Here is a 19,202-nt window from a genome sequence, read left to right as displayed (position 1 = left end):
CCGGGCGGCCACAATGGGGCCGTGGCGCGCGGACGCCCGGGAGGAGTGACGCGATGGAGGAGCCCGTCGTCGCGATCGTCTGGATCGTCTCGTTCGTGGTGGTGACCGTCCTGGTCACCGGGCTGTCGGGGCGGGTGAACTGGTCCGCTCCCGTGGCGCTCGTCGCCGTCGGAGCCCTCGCCTCCTTCGTCCCCGGGATCCCGGAGGTGGTGGTCGAGCCGGACGTGGTGCTGTTCGGGATCCTGCCGCCGCTGCTCTACGCGGCGGCGATCCGCACCTCCGTCCTCGACGTCCGCGCCCGCGGCGACAGCATCCTCCTGCTGTCGGTCGGGCTCGTCGTCTTCACGGTCGCGGTGGTCGGCGCGGTGGCCTGGATGGTCGTCCCGGCGATCACGGTCGCCGCGGCCCTCGCGTTCGGCGCGATCGTGGCGCCCACGGACGCGGTGGCGGTCACGGCGATCGCGGGGCGGCTCCGCCTGCCGCGGCGCATGCTCACGGTGCTCGAGGGCGAGAGCCTCCTCAACGACGCGACCGCGCTGGTGGCGCTGAACGCCTCCCTCCTGGCGATCGTCAGCACGGTCACTCCCGGGCGCATCGCGCTCGACTTCGTGCTGGCCGTGGCGGTGGGCGGCGGGGTCGGGATCGGCATCGCCGTGCTGCTCGGGTTCGTGCGCAAGCAGGTGCAGTCGTCCGTCCTGGACACGAGCCTCTCGCTGGTGACGCCCTACGTCGCGTTCATCCCGGCGCAGCTGCTGCACGGCTCCGGGGTGCTGGCGGTCGTGGTCGCGGGGCTCTACCTGGGCTACCGGGCGCCGGTCATCCAGTCCGCGCAGGCGCGGATCGCGGAGTCGCTCAACTGGCGGACGATCCAGTTCCTGCTCGAGAACGCGGTGTTCCTCTTCATCGGGCTGAGCCTGTCGTCGGTGGTGGAGGCGACGGCCGACTCGGGCATCGGGGTCTGGCAGACGGTCGGCATCGGCGCGGCCGTGCTCGCGGCGCTGGTCGGGAGCCGCGTGGCCTGGATGTGCATGACGACGCTGCTGTTCCGGCACGGTCCGCGCCGGCTGCAGCAGCGCGGGTGGACCTGGCCGACCGCGATCGGGGTGTCGTTCGCGGGCATCCGCGGCGTGGTCACCCTCGCCGCCGCGTTCCTCCTGCCCGCGGAGACGCCGCAGCGCGCGTTCCTGCAGTTCCTCGCCTTCATCGTGGTGGCGGGGACGCTCGTCGAGGGGCTCGCGCTCCCGCGGCTCGTCCGCGCCCTGAAGCTGCCGGCCCCGAACGAGATGCAGGAGCACGTCGAGAAGCAGATGCTGCTCGCGGAGGCGCAGGCCGCCGGCCTCGCCCGGCTCGACGCGGAGCCGCAGGACGGAGTGGAGGACCGCGTTCTCGACCGGCTGCGGCGGAACGCGACGTTCCTCGCCGACGCCCTGGAGAACCCTCCGGAGGGCGAGGGCGTGGAGCCGCTCCCGCAGGCCTACAACCGGCTCCGGCGCGTGATGATCGCGGCCGAGCGGGAGGCGGTGCTCCGCGCGCGCTCCGAGGGGCGGTACCAGGAGCCGGCGGTGGTGAGCGCTCTGGCGTTCCTCGACGTGGAGGAGGAAGCGCTGGCGGTCGGACGGCAGTAGCGCCGGGAGGGCGGGGACCCCGGGCGGGATCCCCGCCCTCCGGGCGGTGCGGTGTCCGGGCTCAGTCCAGGGTGGAACGGACCGAGGCGCGGGCCTCGTCGAGCGCGGCGCGCAGGGCGTCGACGCTCGCGGTCGTCACGGATCCCGAGGAGGCGGCGGTGCGCAGCTCCGCGCGCAGCTCGTCGCGGAACTCGGTGAGCAGCACCTCGGCGTCGCGCAGGGCGATCCGCGAGGCGGTGCGCGCGTCGGGCGAGGCCGGTGCGGCCGGCTCCGGCGCGGGCTGCTCGGAGGGGGTGTCGGACGTGTCCTGCGGACGCGGCTCCTCGGCGGAGTGCTCCGGTCGGCGTCCGGGCTCCCGCGAGTCGCGGGCGGCGCTGGCCAGGTCGGCGCGGAGGCTCTTCATCGCCTCCGCGACGCCGAGGCGGACCTCGTCGGCGAGCCGGCGGACGGAGTCGGTGAGCTCCTCCTCGATGTCGCCCAGGTCGGTCGCGCGGTTCGCGAGCTCGGCGCGGCCGGCGTCGGTGATGGAGTAGACGGTCTTGCGGCCGTCGGCCTCCTTCGTGACGAGTCCCTCCTCCTCGAGCTTCGCGAGGCGCGGGTAGACCGTGCCGGCGCTGGGCGCGTAGGTGCCGCCGAAGCGCTCGCTGAGCGCCTGGATCAGCTCGTAGCCGTGGCGCGGCGACTCGGCGAGGAGGTTGAGCAGGTAGAGGCGCAGGCGGCCGTGCGCGAAGACGGGGCTCACAGCGAGCTCCCGTCCATCGGGCGGCGGTCGTCGGCGGGGCCGGTGCCGGGAGAGCCCCAGCCCTCGCCCACCGAGGCGGAGGACGCGGCGACGGACCGGCGGACGACGACCACGTCTCCCGAGACGGAGTTGGCGGCGACGTCGACCCACTTCGAGTCGAGCGAGCCCGTGGTCGAGGTGAAGCCCCGGCCGAAGGTGCCCTTGACGACGGAGCCGTCGAGCTGGAGCGTGCCCGAGACGGTGTTGATGCGGTAGCGGGCGCCGAGGCCCTCGTCGACGCGGATCGTGAGGTCGCCGCTGACGGTGTTGGCCTGGATCCGGTCGGGGGTGCCCTCGGCGTCGACGAAAACGCTGCCCGAGACGCCGTCGACGGTGAAGCGGGTGAGCTCGCCGGTCGCGGTGACGTCGCCGGAGACGGTGCGCGCGGTGACGCGGCCGGTGTGGCTGCGGACCGAGAGCTCGCCGTGGACGGTGTTCACCTCGATGTCGCCGTGCAGGCCGTCGACGACGATGTCGCCGCCGACCGTCGAGACGCGGGCGTCGCTGTGCAGGCCCGAGACCAGGCCGTCGGCCGAGACGGTGTCGAACTTCAGGTCGACGCCGCGGGGGACGAGGAGGCTGATGTCGGCGCGGTCGCCGCGGCGGCCGAGGCCCTTCACGACGTCGACGATGGTGTCCCAGCGGAGCTGGACGTGGTCGATCTCGAGGCGGTCGCCGTCCATCGAGACCTTGAGCGGGCGGCCGTCGACGCTGTGGACCTCCACGCGAGCGGTCGGCTCGTCGTGGGCGATGACGTCGATCTGGCCGCCGACGAGGGCGACCTTGACCGAGCGGACGACGTCGAGGTCGATGACCTTCGTCTCGCCCGCCTGTACGAGCCATTTCTCGAGGGACATGAGCTCCTCCTCCTGCACCGGGGTGCCTTTCTGAAACGCGATACATCGCGAGTGGACGAGAGTCACGATATATCTCGATCGCTGCGGTCGGCAACGGGGCTCGGCCGGTTCCCAGCGTCGAGCGGCAGGGACCGGGGGCGGGGCCGCGGCGCGGCGAGGCCGGGGGCCGAAGCCGAGGCCGCCGTCGAGGGGGTGAGGCCGCGGCGGGCGCCGTGGTAGACCGGGCGCATGGACCCGATAGCGGCACTCGAGGAGATCGCAGCACTGCTCGAGCGGGAGCGGGCCTCCCGCTACCGGGCGAAGGCGTTCCGCCGGGCGGCCGCGGTGCTGGAGGAGATGGCGTCCGCCGAGCGGGACGACCTCGCCCTCGTGCGGCGGGCCTCCGGGATCGGCGACACGACCTTCACGGTGATCGAGCAGGCGCGGTCGGGCCGGGTGCCCGACTACCTCGCGGAGCTGCGCGGCTCGGCTCCTCCGCCCGCGAGCGCCTTGCGGGGACGGCTGCGCGGCGATCTCCACAGCCACAGCGAGTGGTCCGACGGGGCGACGCCCGTCCTCGCGATGGCGGACGCGGCCCGCGCGCTCGGCCACGAGTACCTGGCGCTCACCGACCACTCGCCGCGGCTCCGGGTCGCCCACGGTCTCAGCGCGGAGCGGCTGGAGGAGCAGCTCGCCCATCTCGCGGGCCTCGACACCGGGCCCCTGCGGCTGCTCAGCGGGATCGAGGTGGACGTCCTCGAGGACGGCGCGCTCGACCAGACGGACGAGCTGCTGGACCGCCTCGACGTGGTCGTCGCGAGCGCCCACTCGAAGCTGCGGCTGCCCTCCCGCGAGATGACGGCCCGGCTGGTCGCGGCGGCCTCGGATCCGCGGACCGACGTCCTCGGCCATGTCACGGGGCGGCTGGTGTCGGGCGAGCGCGGCACCCGCCCGCCGTCGACCTTCGACGCCCGGGCCGTGTTCCGGGCGTGCGCCGACCACTCCACCGCGGTCGAGATCAACGCCCGCCCCGAGCGCGAGGACCCGCCGGACGAGCTGATCGCGGTCGCGCTCGAGGAGGGCTGCCTGTTCTCGATCGACAGCGACGCGCACGCTCCGGGCCAGCTGGGCCTGCTCGACTACGGGGCCGAGCGGGCGGAGCGGCTCGGCGTCCCGGAGGAGCGGATCGTGACCACCTGGCCGGTCGAGCGGCTCCTGGAGTGGACCCGCGGCTGAGGATCCTCGCGCGTTGCGCAAACGAACTGCGGCCATCACCCCCTTGACAGGAGGCCGTACCGCGGGAGGAGATCCGACGCAAGTGGCGAAATCCCAGCCGCCCACGCGGCATGCTCGGTACCGGCCCGCTCCTCCTGGGCCGCTCCAGCGGTCGGGAGTCGCGCTCCGTCGCACTCTCCACTCCGACAGACCAGGTGAACCATGGCCACGCAGACCGCTCTCGACGCCGTGCGCGCCGCTCCCACTCTGCTCGAGGCCGTCCGGATGGCCGATGAGCTGACGGTCGCCGCGGTGAGCGACGGCGGCGGCCGCGCGGTGCGCCTGCTCACCCGCGCCGCTCTGGACCCCTCGGACCAGCTCACCGCGATCGCGGCCGTGCACTCGCTCGCGCAGGTCTTCGACGAGGAGGCCGACCTCGCGCTGCTGATGCTGCTCGAGGACGAGCGCCCGTACCTCCGCGAGCACGCCGCCTGGGCCTTCGGCGGGCGCCTGCCCCGCCCCGCTGCGCTCGGACCGCTGCTGCGCCTGGTCCGCGACGGCGGCTTCTCCGGCATGCTCGCGCAGCGCACCGTCCTGCTCTGGGCCTCCTCGACCCCCGACCTCGTCGCCGTCGCGCTCGAGGGCGCGCTGCTCGGCGAGCGCGAAGCGGCGGCCCGGGCACGGCTCGTCGAGACCCTGGGCCTCGTGCCCGGCACGATCGCCGAGCGCACCCTCCTGCACGTGGCCGCCGATCGCGCGGAAGGGCTGGAGGCGCGGGCCGCCGCGACGGACGCGCTCGGCGAGCGCGGCTCCGACGACGCCGAGCTCCTGCTCACCGGCCTGGCCGAGGAGGCGGCGCCGATCGGGCCCCTCGCCCGGCTCGCCCTGGGCGACCTCGCCCCCGCACCGGCCGTGGAGGCCGGACCGACGGTCGCCCAGCTCTTCGTCCACGCCGACATCGACGGCACCCTGACGCGCGTGGGCGCCGGCGACAACGGCGGAATCGCGACCCTGCTGGTGCGCCTGGGCGACTCGCTCGTCGAGCAGGAGGGCATCGACCGGGTGCTCACGCTCTCGCGCGGGACCCCGGCCGAGGCCGAGCGCGCGCTCGGCGAGCTGCCCGACTCCGGCCACGGCTTCGCTCCGGTCCCGTTCGTGGGGCCGCCCGTGGCCATGCCCCAGGCGTGGAGCCGACGCATCGCCGCCGAGCGCGGCATCCGCCGGATCCTGCGCACGGCCGGCCGGGTCGACGTGCTGCACCTGCGCATGGCGGACGTCGGATCCCTCGCGGCGGCCGCGGTCGCCCGGGAGCTCGAGATCCCCGTCGTGTTCACCCTCGCTCCGGACCCGCACGCCCTGATCGCGGGCCTGGACGCCTCCGGCGCCCTCACCCGCGCGGACTTCGGCGAGCGCGACGCCGCCGAGCACTTCTGGTTCCGCGTGCGCCTGGTGCAGCGCCTGGCCGCCGACGCCGCGCACACCGTCCTGTTCCCGCGGGAGGAGCTGGCGGCGACCATCCGCGAGCTGATCGGCGTCGACATCACCGCGCACCCGGAGCGGCACACGATCGTCCCGGAGGGGATCGACGTCGGCCTGGTCGAGCGCGGCGAGGCGGCCGCACGCGCCTCCGCCGCCGGTGAGCCGGTCGCGCTGGACGAGGGCGGCGACCTGGCCTCGCTCGACCTCCTGCTGGAGGAGCTGCCCGAGCACCGCCGCGGCCTCCCGCTGCTGCTCAGCGTGGGCCGCCTGCACCGGGTGAAGGGGATGGCGGCGCTCGCCGAGGCCTGGGCGTCCGACCCCTCGCTCCGGGAGCGCGCCAACCTGCTCCTGGTCGGCGGGGACCTCGCCGACCCGAGTCCCGACGAGCGCGAGCAGCTCGACCGCATCCAGGCCTTCGCGTCCGACGGGCTGCTCCTGGCCGGCCACCGCCCGAACGGGACCGTGGCCCGCTGGCTCGGCGCGATCCGGCACGGCCGACCGGGGCTCTCGGCTCCGGGAGGCGCGTACGTCTGCGCGAGCGTCAAGGAGGAGTTCGGCATCGCCCTCCTCGAGGCGCTCTCCGCGGGACTGGTCGTCGTCGCTCCGGCGACAGGCGGGCCCGCGACGTACGTCGATGAGGGGGAGACCGGCTTCCTGGTCGACACCGCCGACCCCGTGGCACTCGCCGCCGGCGCCGCCGCCGCACTGGATCTCGCAGGAGGGCCTCTCGGCGAGCACGCCGCGGCCCGCGGGCGTGCGATGGTCGCCGAGCGCTACACGGTGCAGGCCATGGCTCATGCCCTCTCGGGCGTCTACGCGCACGCGACCGCGGACCAGGAGCGTCCTCTCCGCTCGCCGCTCGTGCTGGGGGCCTCGTGACCCTGCTGATCATCAGCCCCGACTACGCGTCGCACCTGCTGCCGCTGGCGACCCTCGGCACGGCGTGGCAGGAGGCGGGCGAGCGCGTCGTCGTGGCCACCGGCGACGCGACGCGCTCCATCGTCGACGGCTTCGGATTCGAGCACACCGCGCTCCGGCTGGGGCGCGGCTCCAACCCGGGCACGATCCGCGCGGAGGAGCAGGCGCCCGACGAGGGCGCGTCCCTCCGCGGCTTCTTCGACGCCACCCGGCGCGGGATGGTCCCGACCCTCGCCTACCAGGCGCGGGAACGGCTCACCGACCTGCTCTGGGATCCGTCCGGCGTCGCCGCGCGCCTGCGCGTGATCCTCGATGAGGCGCAGCCCGACGCGATCGTGGTCGACCACCTCGCCTTCACCGCGCGCGTGGCGCTGAAGGCACTCCGCGTGCCCTACGGCGACGTCGTGCTCGGCCACCCCAGCGCGCTCACGGTGCCCGGCGAGGTCTACGGCTTCCCCCCGGTCTGGCCGGACGCCTTCGCTCCGGAGCCGGACGACCTCGATGCGCTCCGCGCCCTCTGCGAGCGTGTGCGCGACTCCTTCACCGCGGAGTGGAACGCCGCCCTCACCACCCTCGACCCCGGGGCGGCGCCCAGCGCCGACGCCTTCGCCGAGAGCGGCGACGTCCTGCTGCTCAACTACCCGGGCGAGCTCCACGACTCGGCCCGCACCGCTCAGCTGCCGCCGCACGCGTTCCTCGGCTCCGCCGTCCGCGAGGAGCCCGACGACGCGGAGATCGAGGAGTGGCTCGCCGCGTCCGAGGATCCGGTCGTCTACGTGAGCTTCGGCAGCTTCCTCTCGGTGCGCGACGACGTGCTCGCCCGGGTCGTCGAGGCCCTGGCCGGCGTCGAGGCCGGGGGCAGGCCCGTCCGGGTGGCTCTCGCCTCCGGCGCGACCGAGCGCTCGGCCCTGGGCGAGATCCCCGAGGGCTGGCTGGTCCGCGGCTTCCTGCCGCAGGTCGCGCTCCTGCGCCGGGCCGCGCTCGCGGTCAGCCACGGCGGCAACAACAGCGTCACGGAGGCGATGACGGCGGGCGTGCCGCTCGTCGTCCTGCCGTTCTCGACGGACCAGTTCGCGGGGGCGGCCGCGCTCGAGGACGCCGGGTTCGCCGCCGTGCTCGACCCCAATGCGGCCTCCGGGGGAGAGCTCGCGGAGGCTGCGCGGCGGATGCTCGCACTCGACGCTCCCGCCCGGGAACGGCTGACGGCGCTCGCCGAGGCCCTCGCCCGCGAGACGGGGCCGCAACGGGCCCTCTCCGCCCTGAGCGGAGCGACCGTCCAGCGCTAGCCTGGGCCGATGGTCGAGCCGACACCCCGGGACGCGCCCCTGCGCGCCGAGCGGGACGCTGGGCGGGCGGAGCCGATGCTGGGCGCTCTCGGCGCGTTCGGGCGCTTCGAGGGGATCGTCCCTCCGCTGTTCGAGGCGGCCGTGCGGATCCTGCACCCCTCCGACGACCCGCCCCGGCGCTGGCGCGAGGTCGCCGAGCGGGAGGGGACGCTCCTGCATCCGCTCGCGCAGTGGTACTCGCTCACCGGCGAGCATCCCGACGAGTACGCGGAGCCCCGCCTCGGAGTGCTCCCGATCGACGAGCTCGCGGCCGTCGCCGCCGTGCTCGCGGAGCACACGAGCACCCCCGACGACTGCCTCGCCGTGTTCTGGGAGGGGTTCGGCGTGCTGAGCGGCGGGTCGCGGATCCTGATCTCCCGCGCGGACGCCTCGGACGAGCTGCCCGAGTGGATGAGCGACACCCGGCCGACCGGCTGGGAGCACCCCGAGACCGCCGCCGCGGCGACGGTCGAGCTGCCGGGGCGGGAGGGGCCTCTGCTCTCGCTCGACGTCAGGGTGCTCGAGGACACCGCGTGGGCGCGCGCGGCGGGCTTCGTCGACGCCTCCGGGCTCGTCGTGCAGACTCCGCTCGCGCTCTGGCCGGAGGACCAGGCCTGGTACCTCGCGAGCGAGGTCGACTTCGACTCGACGCTGATCGGCGGCTCGCGCGCCCTCGTCGACGACCTGCTGCGGCTCTCCGCCGCGGGGCGCATCGAGGCGCTCCTCCTGCCGGATCAGGTGGACCTCACGAGCACCGGTGACCGGCTCAACCCGAGGCGGCGGTGACGGGGTGAGCGACGAGGACGACGAGCGCTGGCTCGTGGTGAAGGGCCGCCGATGGCGGCGCACCGACCCCTCGCTGCCGGAGGACGTGGTCGCCGTCCTCACCTCGCACCTCGGGCGCGGGCGCTCGGGAGTGCGCTCGGCCAGGATGCACGAGGACGCGGAGGCGGAGGCGCTGGCGCGCAGGAGGGTCGGGCTCGCCAAGCACGGGCTGGGCGAGCGCGGACCGGCATGGTGGGACGAGCCCGAGGCCGATCGGCTCGAGCGCGCCCGCGAGGCGCTGCGGGCGCTCGAGGAGCTCGACGCTCCGGAGGACTGACTCGGCTTCTGCATCCCCCGAGCGTGCTCGTCGGGCGAGGCGGGCGGGGAGTGCCCGAGCGGATCCGGGGAGAGCGCGCGGAACCGCGGCCTGTGGAGGAGGACCGCCCCCGCCGAGGCCGCCCGCCCCTAGCGGAACCTCACCACGAAGCCGTCCTCCGGCCCGGTCGGGAAGCTCTGCAGGCTCACGCGCAGATCCTGCCCGTCCTCGACGTCGTACGGGTGCCCCGCGGCCAGGAGCTCCAGCGCCGCGGACAGCAGGTCGACGGTCGCCGGCTCGCCCGGGCACCGGTGGTCGCCTCCGTAGTGCCCGCCGCCCTGGGCGATGAAGCCGTTGCGGTCGACCGGCGACCGGAACCGCTCCGGATCGAAGCGGCCCGGCGCCTCCCAGTGCGAGCCGTGGTCCGTCGCGTAGAGGTCGAGCAGCATCCACTGCCCCGCGGGAAGCGTCTCGCCGCGGAAGTCCAGCTCCCGGCGGGCCCTTCCTCCGACCATCGGGAAGAACGGGTAGAAGCGCCGCACCTCGTTCGCGAACGCGACGCGCTCCTCCTGGTCGGCGAGCCGCTCCCGCCACTCCGGATGCCGGTGCAGCGCGAGCGCCGCCAGGACCACGAAGCGCCCCACCGCGACCGTGGGCCGCAGCACGTTGATCAGCTCCACCGCGGCGACCTCGACGGGCAGGAGGCCGCCGTCCTCCTTCTCGTGCGCGATCCGGTGCAGGGGAGTCGGGGAGGGTCCGGCCGTCCGGCTCGCCTCGATCAGGCCGCGCGCCCACCGCTCGGTCGAGCGGCGGCGGAGTCGCGCGGCCCAGTTGGGCGGGCCGAAGCGCCCGGCGTTGTCGATCATCGCCCGGAGCTCGTCCGTGCGCCGCAGCACCTCCTCCTCGTCGGCCTCGATGCCGGCCCACGACAGGACCGCGCGGCCCAGGACCTCGGCGGCGACGTCCTGGAGGCGGACCCGCTCGCCGGTCAGCCGGGCGGCGGACGCCTGCCACTCCCGCGCGAAGGCCGAGACCAGCCTCGACCGCTGCTCGGGCGTCTCCACCAGATCCAGGAACATCCGCTTCCGCCTCCGGTGCGGCTCGTCCTCGAGGGTCTGCACGCTGCCCTCGTCCTGCAGGAGGTGCAGCACGGAGCCGGGCAGCGCGCCCTCGCGGTCGAAGCGCCCGCCCTCGTAGAAGAAGCGCGCCGCCTCGATGCCGCGCCCCATGATCACGGGCCGTCCGAGGATCCGGGTGCGGAACGCGTCCGCGCCCACGTCGTCGAAGCGCCGCGTCCCGAAGAGGTAGCCGTCGGCGAGGACGGCCGCGCTGCTGTCGATCGCGGGGAGGACGGGGATCGAGGCGGCGATCAGCCGGCCGATCCCTCGGTGTCGTCGCCCTCGGCTTGCGAGGGCTTGTCGACGCCCGCGTCGTCGACGTGGTCGTGGTTCTGCGGGTTCTCCTGCGGCTGCTCGGTCCGGTCGGTCATGGTGCTCCTCTCGCGTCGGCGCGGTGCGCGCCTCGCGGCCACGGTAGGAAGAGCGCGGCGGACCCGGGTACCCCGTTGACCTCGCGGGGGAGGGGCGGGCAGACTCCGCCGCCCTCAGCGCCTCCGCAGGAGGATCGGCGCGGTCGCCCAGACCACGGCGAGCAGCAGCAGCACGCCTCCGCCCGCCCAGAGGCCCGCCGGCCCGCCCAGCACGACGTCGAACACGAAGCCCACGACTCCGACGAACAGCAGCGATCCCGCCGCGAGGCACACCGTGACCACCCGGTTGCCGAACCGCACCAGCTCGGCCTTCCTCCGCCGCTGGAACAGCAGCCGGTGGGCGATGACGGGCGCCAGCGCCAGGATCGTGACGCACGCGGCGAGCAGGACGAGCACGAGGTAGAGCGCCACGTCCGGCGGCGCGAGGTCGGCGAAGCGCTGCTGGAAGCACAGCGTCAGCAGGAAGCCGCCCAGGATCTGCGTGCCGGTCTGCACGACCCGCAGCTCCTGCAGGATCTCGTTCCAGTTGCGGTCGGATCGCTCCTCCACCGTCTCGTCGCGACCGGAGTCGGGGGCGGAGGGGTCGACGGGTCGGTCGCTCATGGGACGAGGGTAGAGCTCAGGCGAGCAGGGACTCCGCCAGCGAGATCGCCCCGCGCACCCCGGACTCGTCGCCGAGGGCCGGGCGCACGATGCGGATCCGCCCGCCGCCCGTCCCCGTCGCTCCGGGCGCGCCCATCAGCCGCTCGACCTCGGCCTCGACCGCGGGGACGAGCCCCGGCGTCTTCGACACGCCTCCGCCGACGACCGCGAGCCGCACGCCCGCGACGTAGGCGAGCGTCGTGACGAGCTGCGCGAGGTAGTAGGAGCTGAAGCGGAGGTTGGCGGCCGCCTCCTCGGGGCCGAGGCGGGAGCCGTCGACGCCCCAGCGCGCCGAGATCGCGGGACCGGCGACCAGGCCCTCGAGGCAGTCGCCGTGGAACGGGCAGGTGCCGGCGAAGCCGTCCTCGGGGTGGCGGCGGGGCAGCAGGTGCGCGACCTCGGGCCAGCCGCTGCCGGCGAGGAGCCGTCCGCCCGCGATCACGCCGCCGCCGACTCCGGTGCCGACCGTCAGGTAGACGAAGTCGTCGACTCCGGCTCCGGCGCCCCAGCGGGCCTCGCCCAGGGCGGCTCCGTTGACGTCGGTGACCAGCGCGAGCCGGGCGCCCGGTGCGGCCGCGCCGATCGGGCCGAGGACGTCGGTGCCCTCCCAGCCGAGCTTCGGCGTGGAGGTGAGGTGCCCGTAGGTCGGGGAGCCGGGGTCGATGTCGAGCGGGCCGAAGGAGGCGACGCCGACCGCGGCGACGGTGCCGTCGACTCCGTGGCCGCTGACGAAGCCGGCCAGATCGGCGAGAGTCTCGGCGGGCCCGCGGGTCGGCAGGGTCGTCGTCGCGAGGATCTGCTCGGGATCAGCGGCGTCGGCGACCGCCGCGACGACCTTCGTGCCCCCGGTCTCGATGCCGACGAGGAGGGGACGGTCGGCGGTGGCGCTCATGGATCTCCAGGGCTGGTGCGGTGCGTCTCGGGTCTCAGCAGGCGGACAGCGAGCGCACCTGCGCCGACAGGGTCAGGGGGCTGCCGAGGAGCAGCACCTGATCGAGGTCGTGGCCCTGCATCTTCACACGGGTGCTGCGCGGCAGGCAGGTCGGCTCGCTGAGGTAGAGCGGGGCGCCCTGCTTCGCGGCGACCGGGCCCACGGCCAGCGCGTCGGCGAAGCCGGTGGCGGTCGCGAGGTAGACGGTGTCGCCCAGCTCGGAGGGCGGGAAGACGTCGTTGAGGCGTCGGCTGGTGTCGTGGCGGTCCGTCCCGGCGATGCGCGACACGGTGTCGGCGATCTTCGCGGCGCGCAGGTCGGCCTCGACGGCGGTCGAGATCGACGGCGCACCGCCGAGCAGCTGCACGGAGGAGGGGTCGAGTCCGGCGAGGGTGTCGCGGGTCGGCTGGTCGAGGCGCGAGCGGGCGCCGTCGACGAGGAGGACGGGCTCGGCGCGGCGGCCGGCGATCGGCGCCACCGAGAGGGCGTCCGGGAAGTTGGTGCCGGTCGCGACGAAGACGTTCTCGTAGCTGCCGTCCGGGAAAGCGTCCTCGACGATCCGGCGCGAGGTGTCGTAACGGTCGACGCCCTCGATGCGCTCGGTCGGGATCCCGAGGGCCCTCACCTGCTGGAGCACCGAGTCGCTCACGGAGAGGGCGCTGCCGACCACGACGATCCGCTGCGGGGCGAGGCGGCGCAGCTCGTCCGCCACCACGGCGGGCAGGACGCTCGGGTCGGTGAGCAGGAGGGCGCCGCCCTGCTTCGCGGCGGCGGGGCCGGCGCTGAGCGCGTCCGGCCAGTTCGCTCCGCTGGCGAGGTAGACGACGGGGGCGCCGTCGGCGAATCCGGAGGCGGTCACCGCGACGGCGGTCGCGTACCGGTCGGTCCCGGCGAGGCGGGCGACGTCGGAGGAGTAGGCCGACGGGAAGAAGTCGATGCCGCTGCGGCCGCCCGGCGGCACGGAGACGACCGCGCGCTCGTCGAGGCGGGCCAGGCGGGAGAAGTACTGGTCGTCGTAGGCGGGGTACCCCGGCTCCACGAGGCGCAGGAGGTAGTCGCCGGCGGGCAGGGCGAGGTCGCTCGTGTCCCACGCGCGGGCGGCGCCGGGGGCTCCGGTGACGGGGACGGTGTCGAGCAGCGAGTACGTCCCTCCGTCGACCCACCAGGCCTGCACGTCGAAGGAGGGGGAGGAGACGCCCGGGACCGCGTCGGCGGTGATCGATCCGGACAGCTCGGCGGTGCGCAGGAGGGAGATGGCGACGGACTCGTCGGTCCCCCGGGTCGTCCTCGCGGCCTCGGCGACCGGGGTGTCGCCGAACCAGGTCGGGTACCAGTCGTCGCTGCCGATCAGGTTCGCGCGGACAGTGAGGGGCTCGCCGCCGGGAACGGGGAGGGAGAAGTCGGCGCCCGTGTTCACCTCGGCGACCACGTCCCCCTCGGCGTTCTGGACCTGGACGTAGAAGTACGGGTTCGCGGGGGCGGGGTGCTCCTCGTCGACGTCGCGGAGCGCGATGGTGCCGGAGAGGACGACCTCGGCGGCCGCCTCCTGCGCGGCGCTCGCGCCCGGGAGATCGGGGGCGGCGACGGCCGGACCGGCCGCGAGGCCGGCCAGCAGGAGAGCGGAGACGCCGATCGCGGCGAGGGAGCGTGCGGGCACGGCGGGCCTTTCGGCAGGATCCGCGGGAGGCCGCGGCGGACACGGTGTCTGAATGCTAGCCGCCGCCCGCCTCAGGGCGAGGGCGGGTGTCGTCGGGATGGGCCCCCGTCCGGGGGACGATGGTGGTGGATTCCCGGGGCCGCCGGAGGAGTCCGCGCGAGCAGGCTCCCCCGGCGACCCGGGTCGGATCCCCTACTTGACGACCGCTGCGGTGGCGGCGGAGGTGCGCGTCGCCGTCGTGTAGTCGGCCTTCTTGCCGGTGACGGTCACCGTGATCTTCTTCCCCACCGTGGCGCTGGTCGGCTTGTAGGTGGCGGAGGTCGCCCCGGAGATCGCGGTGCCGTTCGCCTTCCACTGGTAGGTGAGGGCCACCGGCGAGGGACCCCAGGTGCCCGGCTTGGCGGTCAGGGTGGAGCCGACCTTCGCGGTGCCGGTGATCGCCGGGGTCGCGGCGGAGAGGGTGCCCGCCACCACGGCGCTCGTCTTCGCGGAGGTCTTCGTCACGGCGGTGAATCCGGACTTCGACCCTGTGACCGTCACGGTGATCGTCTTGCCGAGAGTGGCGCCGGTCGGCGTGTACGTCGCAGACGTCGCCCCGCTCAGAGCGGTGCCGTTCGCCTTCCACTGGTAGGCGAGGGCGACGGGGGAGGGGCCCCAGGTGCCGGGCTTCGCGGTGAGGGTCGAGCCGACCTTCGCGGTGCCGCCGATGGTCGGCGTCGCGGCGGTGATCGCGCCGCCGGTCACGGCAGCGGTCCGGGAGGAGACGCGTGTCGTCGAGACGTAGCCCGACTTCGAGCCCGTGACGGCGACGGTGATCACCCTGCCCGCGTCAGCCGCGACCGGACGGTACGTGGTGCCGGTCGCCCCGCTGATCGCGGTGCCGTTCGCGCGCCACTGGTACGCGAGGGCCACGGGGGAGGGGCCCCAGGTGCCGGCGCTCGCCGTGAGCGTCGAGCCGACCGCGGCGGTGCCGGTGACGGTCGGGGTCGCGGCGGTGAGGGCGGTGCCGCCGATGCGCACGACCGTCGATGCCGCCCCGCTGTCGCCTCCGGCGTTGATCGCGCTGACGCTCATCGTGTAGGTGGCGCCCGCCGCCAGGTGCGTGAACGTGAAGGAGCGGGCGGTGGCGGCGACCGTCGTCGACCACGGACCGGCGCCCGCGTTGTCGACGCCGTTGCGCGAGACGCGGTAGCCGGCGATCGCCGGGTTGCCGGCCGACTCCGGAGGCGCCCAGGAGATCGTCGCGGATCGCACGCTGTCGTTCGTGGTGCCGGCGACGCGCGTGGGGACGGACGGGGCGACGTAGGGGTCGGCGGTGCGGGTGACGGACGCGGTCTCGCCCGCACCGATCTCGTTGATCGCCCTCACCGTGAAGGTGTACGAGGTGTTCGGGCGGAGGTTCGTGAACGTCTGCGAGCGGCGGTCGGCGGAGACGACGGTCGACCAGGGGCCGCCACCTGCGGCATCGGTGCCGTCGCGGGCCACTCGGTAGCCGGTGACGGGACTGCCGCCGTCGTTGGACGGCTCGCTCCACGACACAGTGATGGAGCTGCCCGAGGATTCGGCATGGACCTGTTCCGGTGCCGACGGCATGGAGAAGTCGGTGCTGAAACCGGCGCACGTCTTCAAGGAGTCGGTGTAAGTGCGGCGATTCTTGAATCCGTCGCTCGCGGATGCGGACCAAATGCAGAACTGGTGAAACCCGGGTCGGTCCAGAGAAAGGGTCTGAGAGGTGGAATCCGCGGCGTAGACCGCATCGTATCCGGGGTATCCCTCCGGGTCACCGCTCGGGCCAAATACGAAGTCGGTGGTCGCGTGGTACTCGTCGAACCCGCACTGCCGTCCATCGAGCGAGGGCGCGTCCCAGCTCGCGGTGGCAAGAGTGGTCGTGGGGTCGACAGTGACAGTGAGGTCCGACGGTCCGGGCGCTCCGGATTGACGGTGGACGTCTGCCGCTGCGACAGGGCTCTGGAAGTCCGAGGGCTCCAACGGAGCGCCCTCGGAGCCGCCGGAGAACGGCGCGGAGAAGTCGGTGACGCTGACGACCTCGACGCCCAGGGGATCGGTGGAGTGCGGGACGGAGATCGTCGCCGAGGTGGCCCCGCTGACCTCGGTGAGGGCAGTGGTGAACATCTGGTAGAAGTAATACCCCGGGTAGAAGTAGTACTTCTCGTACACGTGGATGCGATAGCCCGCGACTGCTTGCTGAGGGGCGCTCCAAGAGACCGTGACGGCGTCCGTGCATCCGTTCTGCACGGCGACGACGTTCGTCGGCGCGGCCGGCGAGCCCGCGGCCTGGGCCGGGGTCGCGACGAAGAGGGAGAGGAGCAGGGCGAGGAAAAGGGAGACGCTGAGGGTCTTCGTTCGCATGGAGGAGGGCATCCGGATTCGTCGGAGCGAGAAGGCCGACGACTGTCGGGCCGGAGGGATCGTCCCATGCCGCTTATCGCTGCCCTAAGTCCCCCATTCAGGGCGGAATTCGATGGATTCCACAGATGTCATCAGCGCGATGACAAGAGAGAGGAATAAGGCTCTTCCTCCGAGAGGCGCCGCGTCATCCCTCCGAAAGCCGCCTCAAGGCGAGAGTCGCGGCGGCATCACAGCGCCCCGCGGAAGACCGGTGGTGTTTTCCCGCGCCGCACCCACCGTTCACGCGCATTCCGTGCGCCCCACGGTGAGAACCGCACGATCGGCGCGTGCAAGACTGGGCGCGAGCGTGCTCCATCCCGTTGCGTCATGCGCGGGGCACGGAGCCACTGGACCCGGTCCGCTCATCCGCATCCTTTCGCAGGAGGACTCGAATGACCGATACCGCCGTGCTCGCCGAGGCGCCCGCCCGAACCGCCGTCGCGAAGACGATCCTGATGTGCCGTCCCGAGCACTTCACCGTCGTCTACCGCATCAATCCGTGGATGGACCCGCAGGTCCCCACCGACACCTCCCTCGCCGTCCGGCAGTGGCAGACCCTCTACGACACCTACGCCGATCTCGGCTTCACGATCGAGCTGATCGAGCCCGAGGCCGGACTGCCGGACATGGTCTACGCGGCCAACGGCGGATTCGTGATCGACGGCATCGCCTACGGTGCCTCCTTCACCTACCCCGAGCGCCAGCCCGAGGGCCCGGCGTACATGGACTGGTTCCGCTCGGCCGGCTTCGACGTCCGCGTCCCCGAGGAGGTCAACGAGGGCGAGGGCGACTTCCTCCTCGTCGGCGAGCGGATCCTCGCCGGCACGGGCTTCCGCTCCGCCTCCGACTCGCACGCCGAGGTCGCCCGCGTCTTCGGCCGCGAGGTCGTCACGCTCGAGCTCGTGAACCCGTCGTTCTACCACCTCGACACCGCGATCGCCGTGCTCGACGACACGAACATCGCCTACCTTCCGAGCGCGTTCAGCGAGGAGGGCAACCGCACCCTCCGCGAGCTCTACCCCGACGCGATCCTCGTCTCGGAGGAGGACGCGTCCGTGCTCGGGCTCAACTCCTTCTCCGACGGCCTCAACGTCGTCATCGCGTCCCGCGCGACGGGCTTCGAGCGCCAGCTGCGCGAGCGCGGCTACAACCCGATCGGCGTCGACCTGTCGGAGCTGCTGCTCGGCGGCGGCGGCGTGAAGTGCTGCACGCTCGAGCTGCGCCGCTGACCCACTCCCCGTGGTCGGCGATCAGCAGCGCCGACCCACCCTCCACTGTCCACGATTCGTCGCACTCGACGCCGAGTGCGACGACTCCTGGAGAGTCGATCGTCCCCTCAGGAGGAACGACATGAGCATCACCGACACCGACACCGCCCGCTCCGCCGCCCTCATCGCCGCGGAGGAGGAGCACGCCGCCCACAACTACCACCCGCTGCCCGTCGTCGCGGCCACCGGCGAGGGCGCCTGGATCACCGACGTCGAGGGCGTCCGCTACCTCGACTGCCTCGCCGCCTACTCCGCCGTGAACTTCGGCCACTCGCACCCGGTGCTGCTGGAGGCGGCCCGCGAGCAGCTCGGCCGCGTCACCCTGACCAGCCGCGCGTTCCACAACGACCGCCTCGGCCCGTTCGTCACGGCGCTCGCCGCGCTCGCCGGCAAGGACATGGTCCTGCCGATGAACACGGGCGCGGAGGCGGTCGAGTCGGGCATCAAGGTCGCCCGCGCCTGGGGCTACCGGGTCAAGGGCGTCGCTCCGGGCCGGGCGAACATCATCGTCGCGGCGGGCAACTTCCACGGCCGCACGACCACGATCATCTCGTTCAGCGACGACGCGGAGGCGCGCGACGGCTTCGCCCCGTTCACGCCCGGATTCCGCATGGTCCCGTTCGGGGACGCGGAAGCCCTCGAGGCCGCGATCGACGACGACACCGTGGCGGTGCTGATCGAGCCGATCCAGGGCGAGGCGGGCATCGTCGTGCCGCCGGCCGACTACCTCCCGGCCGTCCGCGAGATCACCGCGCGCCGCAACGTCCTCTTCATCGCCGATGAGATCCAGTCCGGCCTCGGCCGCACCGGCGCCACCTTCGCCTGCGACCTGGTCGGAGTCGTCCCCGACGTCTACCTGCTCGGCAAGGCGCTCGGCGGCGGCATCGTCCCCGTCTCGGCCGTGGTCGCGGACGCCGATGTGCTCGGCGTCCTGCAGCCGGGCCAGCACGGCTCCACCTTCGGCGGCAACCCGCTCGCCGCGGCCGTCGGCCTCGCCGTCGTCGAGATGCTCGCGAGCGGCGAGTACCAGGCCCTCGCCCGCGAGCGCGGCGCCCAGCTGCACGCCCGCCTCGAGGCGTTGATCGGCCGCGGAGTGGTCGCCGTCCGCGGCGCCGGACTCTGGGCCGGCATCGACATCGACCCGCGGCTCGCCTCGGGTCGCGCCGTCTGCGAGGCCCTGATGGCCCGCGGAGTGCTGGCCAAGGACACGCACGGCTCGACGATCCGCCTGGCGCCGCCGCTGGTGGTCACCGCCGCCGAGATCGACTTCGCCGTCGACGAGCTGGAGGCCGTGCTCGAGTCGCTGCGCTGAGGCGCACCGTCCTCCCTCCGCGAGGTGCCGCTCCGGTCCGCGACACGCTGTGTCCGGCGTGCCCGAACGGCATCCCGCGGGAGGGGGAGGGACGTGTTGAGACGGGACGTCTCGATGTCGCGGCAGGCCGTCGCCGCTCTGCGATACTCGCGCGATGAGCACACCTCTCCCGCCGGAGAACACCCCGCCCTCGTCCCCCGACCAACCCGCCGCAGGCCCCGCCTACGGCACGGC

At 73.9% G+C, this 19,202-nt stretch carries 15 protein-coding genes; 8 read left to right on the top strand and 7 right to left on the bottom strand.

Annotation, left to right across the window (positions count from 1 at the left end):
* The first annotated feature begins 53 nt into the window (after window positions 1-53).
* Entirely contained in the window at window positions 54-1,625 is a 1,572-nt protein-coding gene (locus C5C10_RS08110; protein ID WP_104223748.1) for a sodium:proton antiporter, read from the top strand.
* A 61-nt stretch (window positions 1,626-1,686) separates the two neighbouring features.
* Here C5C10_RS08110 and C5C10_RS08105 read toward each other — a convergent pair whose 3' ends face one another.
* Window positions 1,687-2,367, bottom strand: a complete 681-nt coding sequence (locus tag C5C10_RS08105) for a PadR family transcriptional regulator (protein WP_104328988.1) — start codon at window positions 2,365-2,367, stop codon at window positions 1,687-1,689.
* Complete coding sequence (locus C5C10_RS08100; RefSeq protein ID WP_244230533.1) at window positions 2,364-3,263, bottom strand: hypothetical protein; 900 nt, start codon at window positions 3,261-3,263, stop codon at window positions 2,364-2,366. The genes C5C10_RS08105 and C5C10_RS08100 overlap by 4 nt, the downstream gene beginning before the upstream one ends.
* A gap of 228 nt (window positions 3,264-3,491) precedes the next feature.
* Between C5C10_RS08100 and C5C10_RS08095 the strand changes: the two genes are divergently transcribed.
* The 5 genes from C5C10_RS08095 (at window position 3,492) to C5C10_RS08075 (ending at window position 9,281) form a co-directional block, all read left to right on the top strand.
* Entirely contained in the window at window positions 3,492-4,478 is a 987-nt protein-coding gene (locus C5C10_RS08095) for a PHP domain-containing protein (protein ID WP_104328987.1), read from the top strand.
* 201 nt (window positions 4,479-4,679) lie between these two features.
* The gene (locus C5C10_RS08090) at window positions 4,680-6,815 is read left to right on the top strand and encodes a glycosyltransferase (RefSeq protein ID WP_104328986.1); all 2,136 of its coding nucleotides are present in this window, start codon (window positions 4,680-4,682) and stop codon (window positions 6,813-6,815) included.
* Window positions 6,812-8,140 (top strand): glycosyltransferase, encoded by a 1,329-nt coding sequence (locus C5C10_RS08085; RefSeq protein ID WP_104328985.1) that lies wholly within the window; start codon window positions 6,812-6,814, stop codon window positions 8,138-8,140. Before C5C10_RS08090 ends, C5C10_RS08085 begins: the two co-directional genes overlap by 4 nt.
* 9 nt (window positions 8,141-8,149) lie before the next feature.
* The gene (locus C5C10_RS08080) at window positions 8,150-8,965 is read left to right on the top strand and encodes a hypothetical protein (protein ID WP_146082125.1); all 816 of its coding nucleotides are present in this window, start codon (window positions 8,150-8,152) and stop codon (window positions 8,963-8,965) included.
* 4 nt (window positions 8,966-8,969) lie between these two features.
* Window positions 8,970-9,281, top strand: coding sequence for a biopolymer transporter Tol (locus C5C10_RS08075; protein WP_104273215.1), 312 nt, complete (start codon window positions 8,970-8,972; stop codon window positions 9,279-9,281).
* Between the two features lie 128 nt (window positions 9,282-9,409).
* Here C5C10_RS08075 and C5C10_RS08070 read toward each other — a convergent pair whose 3' ends face one another.
* The 5 genes from C5C10_RS08070 to C5C10_RS08050 form a co-directional block, all read right to left on the bottom strand.
* Entirely contained in the window at window positions 9,410-10,537 is a 1,128-nt protein-coding gene (locus C5C10_RS08070) for a cytochrome P450 (protein WP_104328983.1), read from the bottom strand.
* A 326-nt stretch (window positions 10,538-10,863) separates the two neighbouring features.
* On the bottom strand, window positions 10,864-11,352 hold the full coding sequence (locus C5C10_RS08065; protein ID WP_104226834.1) for a DUF6328 family protein: 489 nt from the start codon (window positions 11,350-11,352) through the stop codon (window positions 10,864-10,866).
* A 16-nt stretch (window positions 11,353-11,368) separates the two neighbouring features.
* Window positions 11,369-12,283 carry an ROK family protein gene (locus tag C5C10_RS08060; protein WP_104328982.1) on the bottom strand — a complete coding sequence of 305 codons (915 nt, stop codon included), beginning with the start codon at window positions 12,281-12,283 and terminating at the stop codon, window positions 11,369-11,371.
* A 34-nt stretch (window positions 12,284-12,317) separates the two neighbouring features.
* On the bottom strand, window positions 12,318-13,979 hold the full coding sequence (locus tag C5C10_RS08055; protein ID WP_104328981.1) for a cell wall-binding repeat-containing protein: 1,662 nt from the start codon (window positions 13,977-13,979) through the stop codon (window positions 12,318-12,320).
* Between the two features lie 192 nt (window positions 13,980-14,171).
* Window positions 14,172-16,349 carry a fibronectin type III domain-containing protein gene (locus C5C10_RS08050; protein WP_181073419.1) on the bottom strand — a complete coding sequence of 726 codons (2,178 nt, stop codon included), beginning with the start codon at window positions 16,347-16,349 and terminating at the stop codon, window positions 14,172-14,174.
* 431 nt (window positions 16,350-16,780) lie between these two features.
* Here C5C10_RS08050 and ddaH point away from each other — a divergent pair, with 431 nt between their 5' ends.
* Both ddaH and rocD read left to right on the top strand, forming a co-directional pair.
* Window positions 16,781-17,617 (top strand): dimethylargininase, encoded by an 837-nt coding sequence (gene ddaH, locus C5C10_RS08045; RefSeq protein ID WP_104256072.1) that lies wholly within the window; start codon window positions 16,781-16,783, stop codon window positions 17,615-17,617.
* Between the two features lie 121 nt (window positions 17,618-17,738).
* Window positions 17,739-18,968: an ornithine--oxo-acid transaminase gene (gene rocD / locus C5C10_RS08040; protein ID WP_181073418.1), complete on the top strand. Its 1,230-nt coding sequence runs from the start codon at window positions 17,739-17,741 to the stop codon at window positions 18,966-18,968.
* Window positions 18,969-19,202: the final 234 nt, after the last annotated feature.

Source organism: Rathayibacter sp. AY1A3, from assembly GCF_002930975.1.
In the GTDB taxonomy this organism is placed as follows: Bacteria; Actinomycetota; Actinomycetes; order Actinomycetales; family Microbacteriaceae; genus Rathayibacter.
Note: the sequence above shows the minus strand (reverse complement) of the source record. Positions and strands in the feature narration are given on the sequence as shown.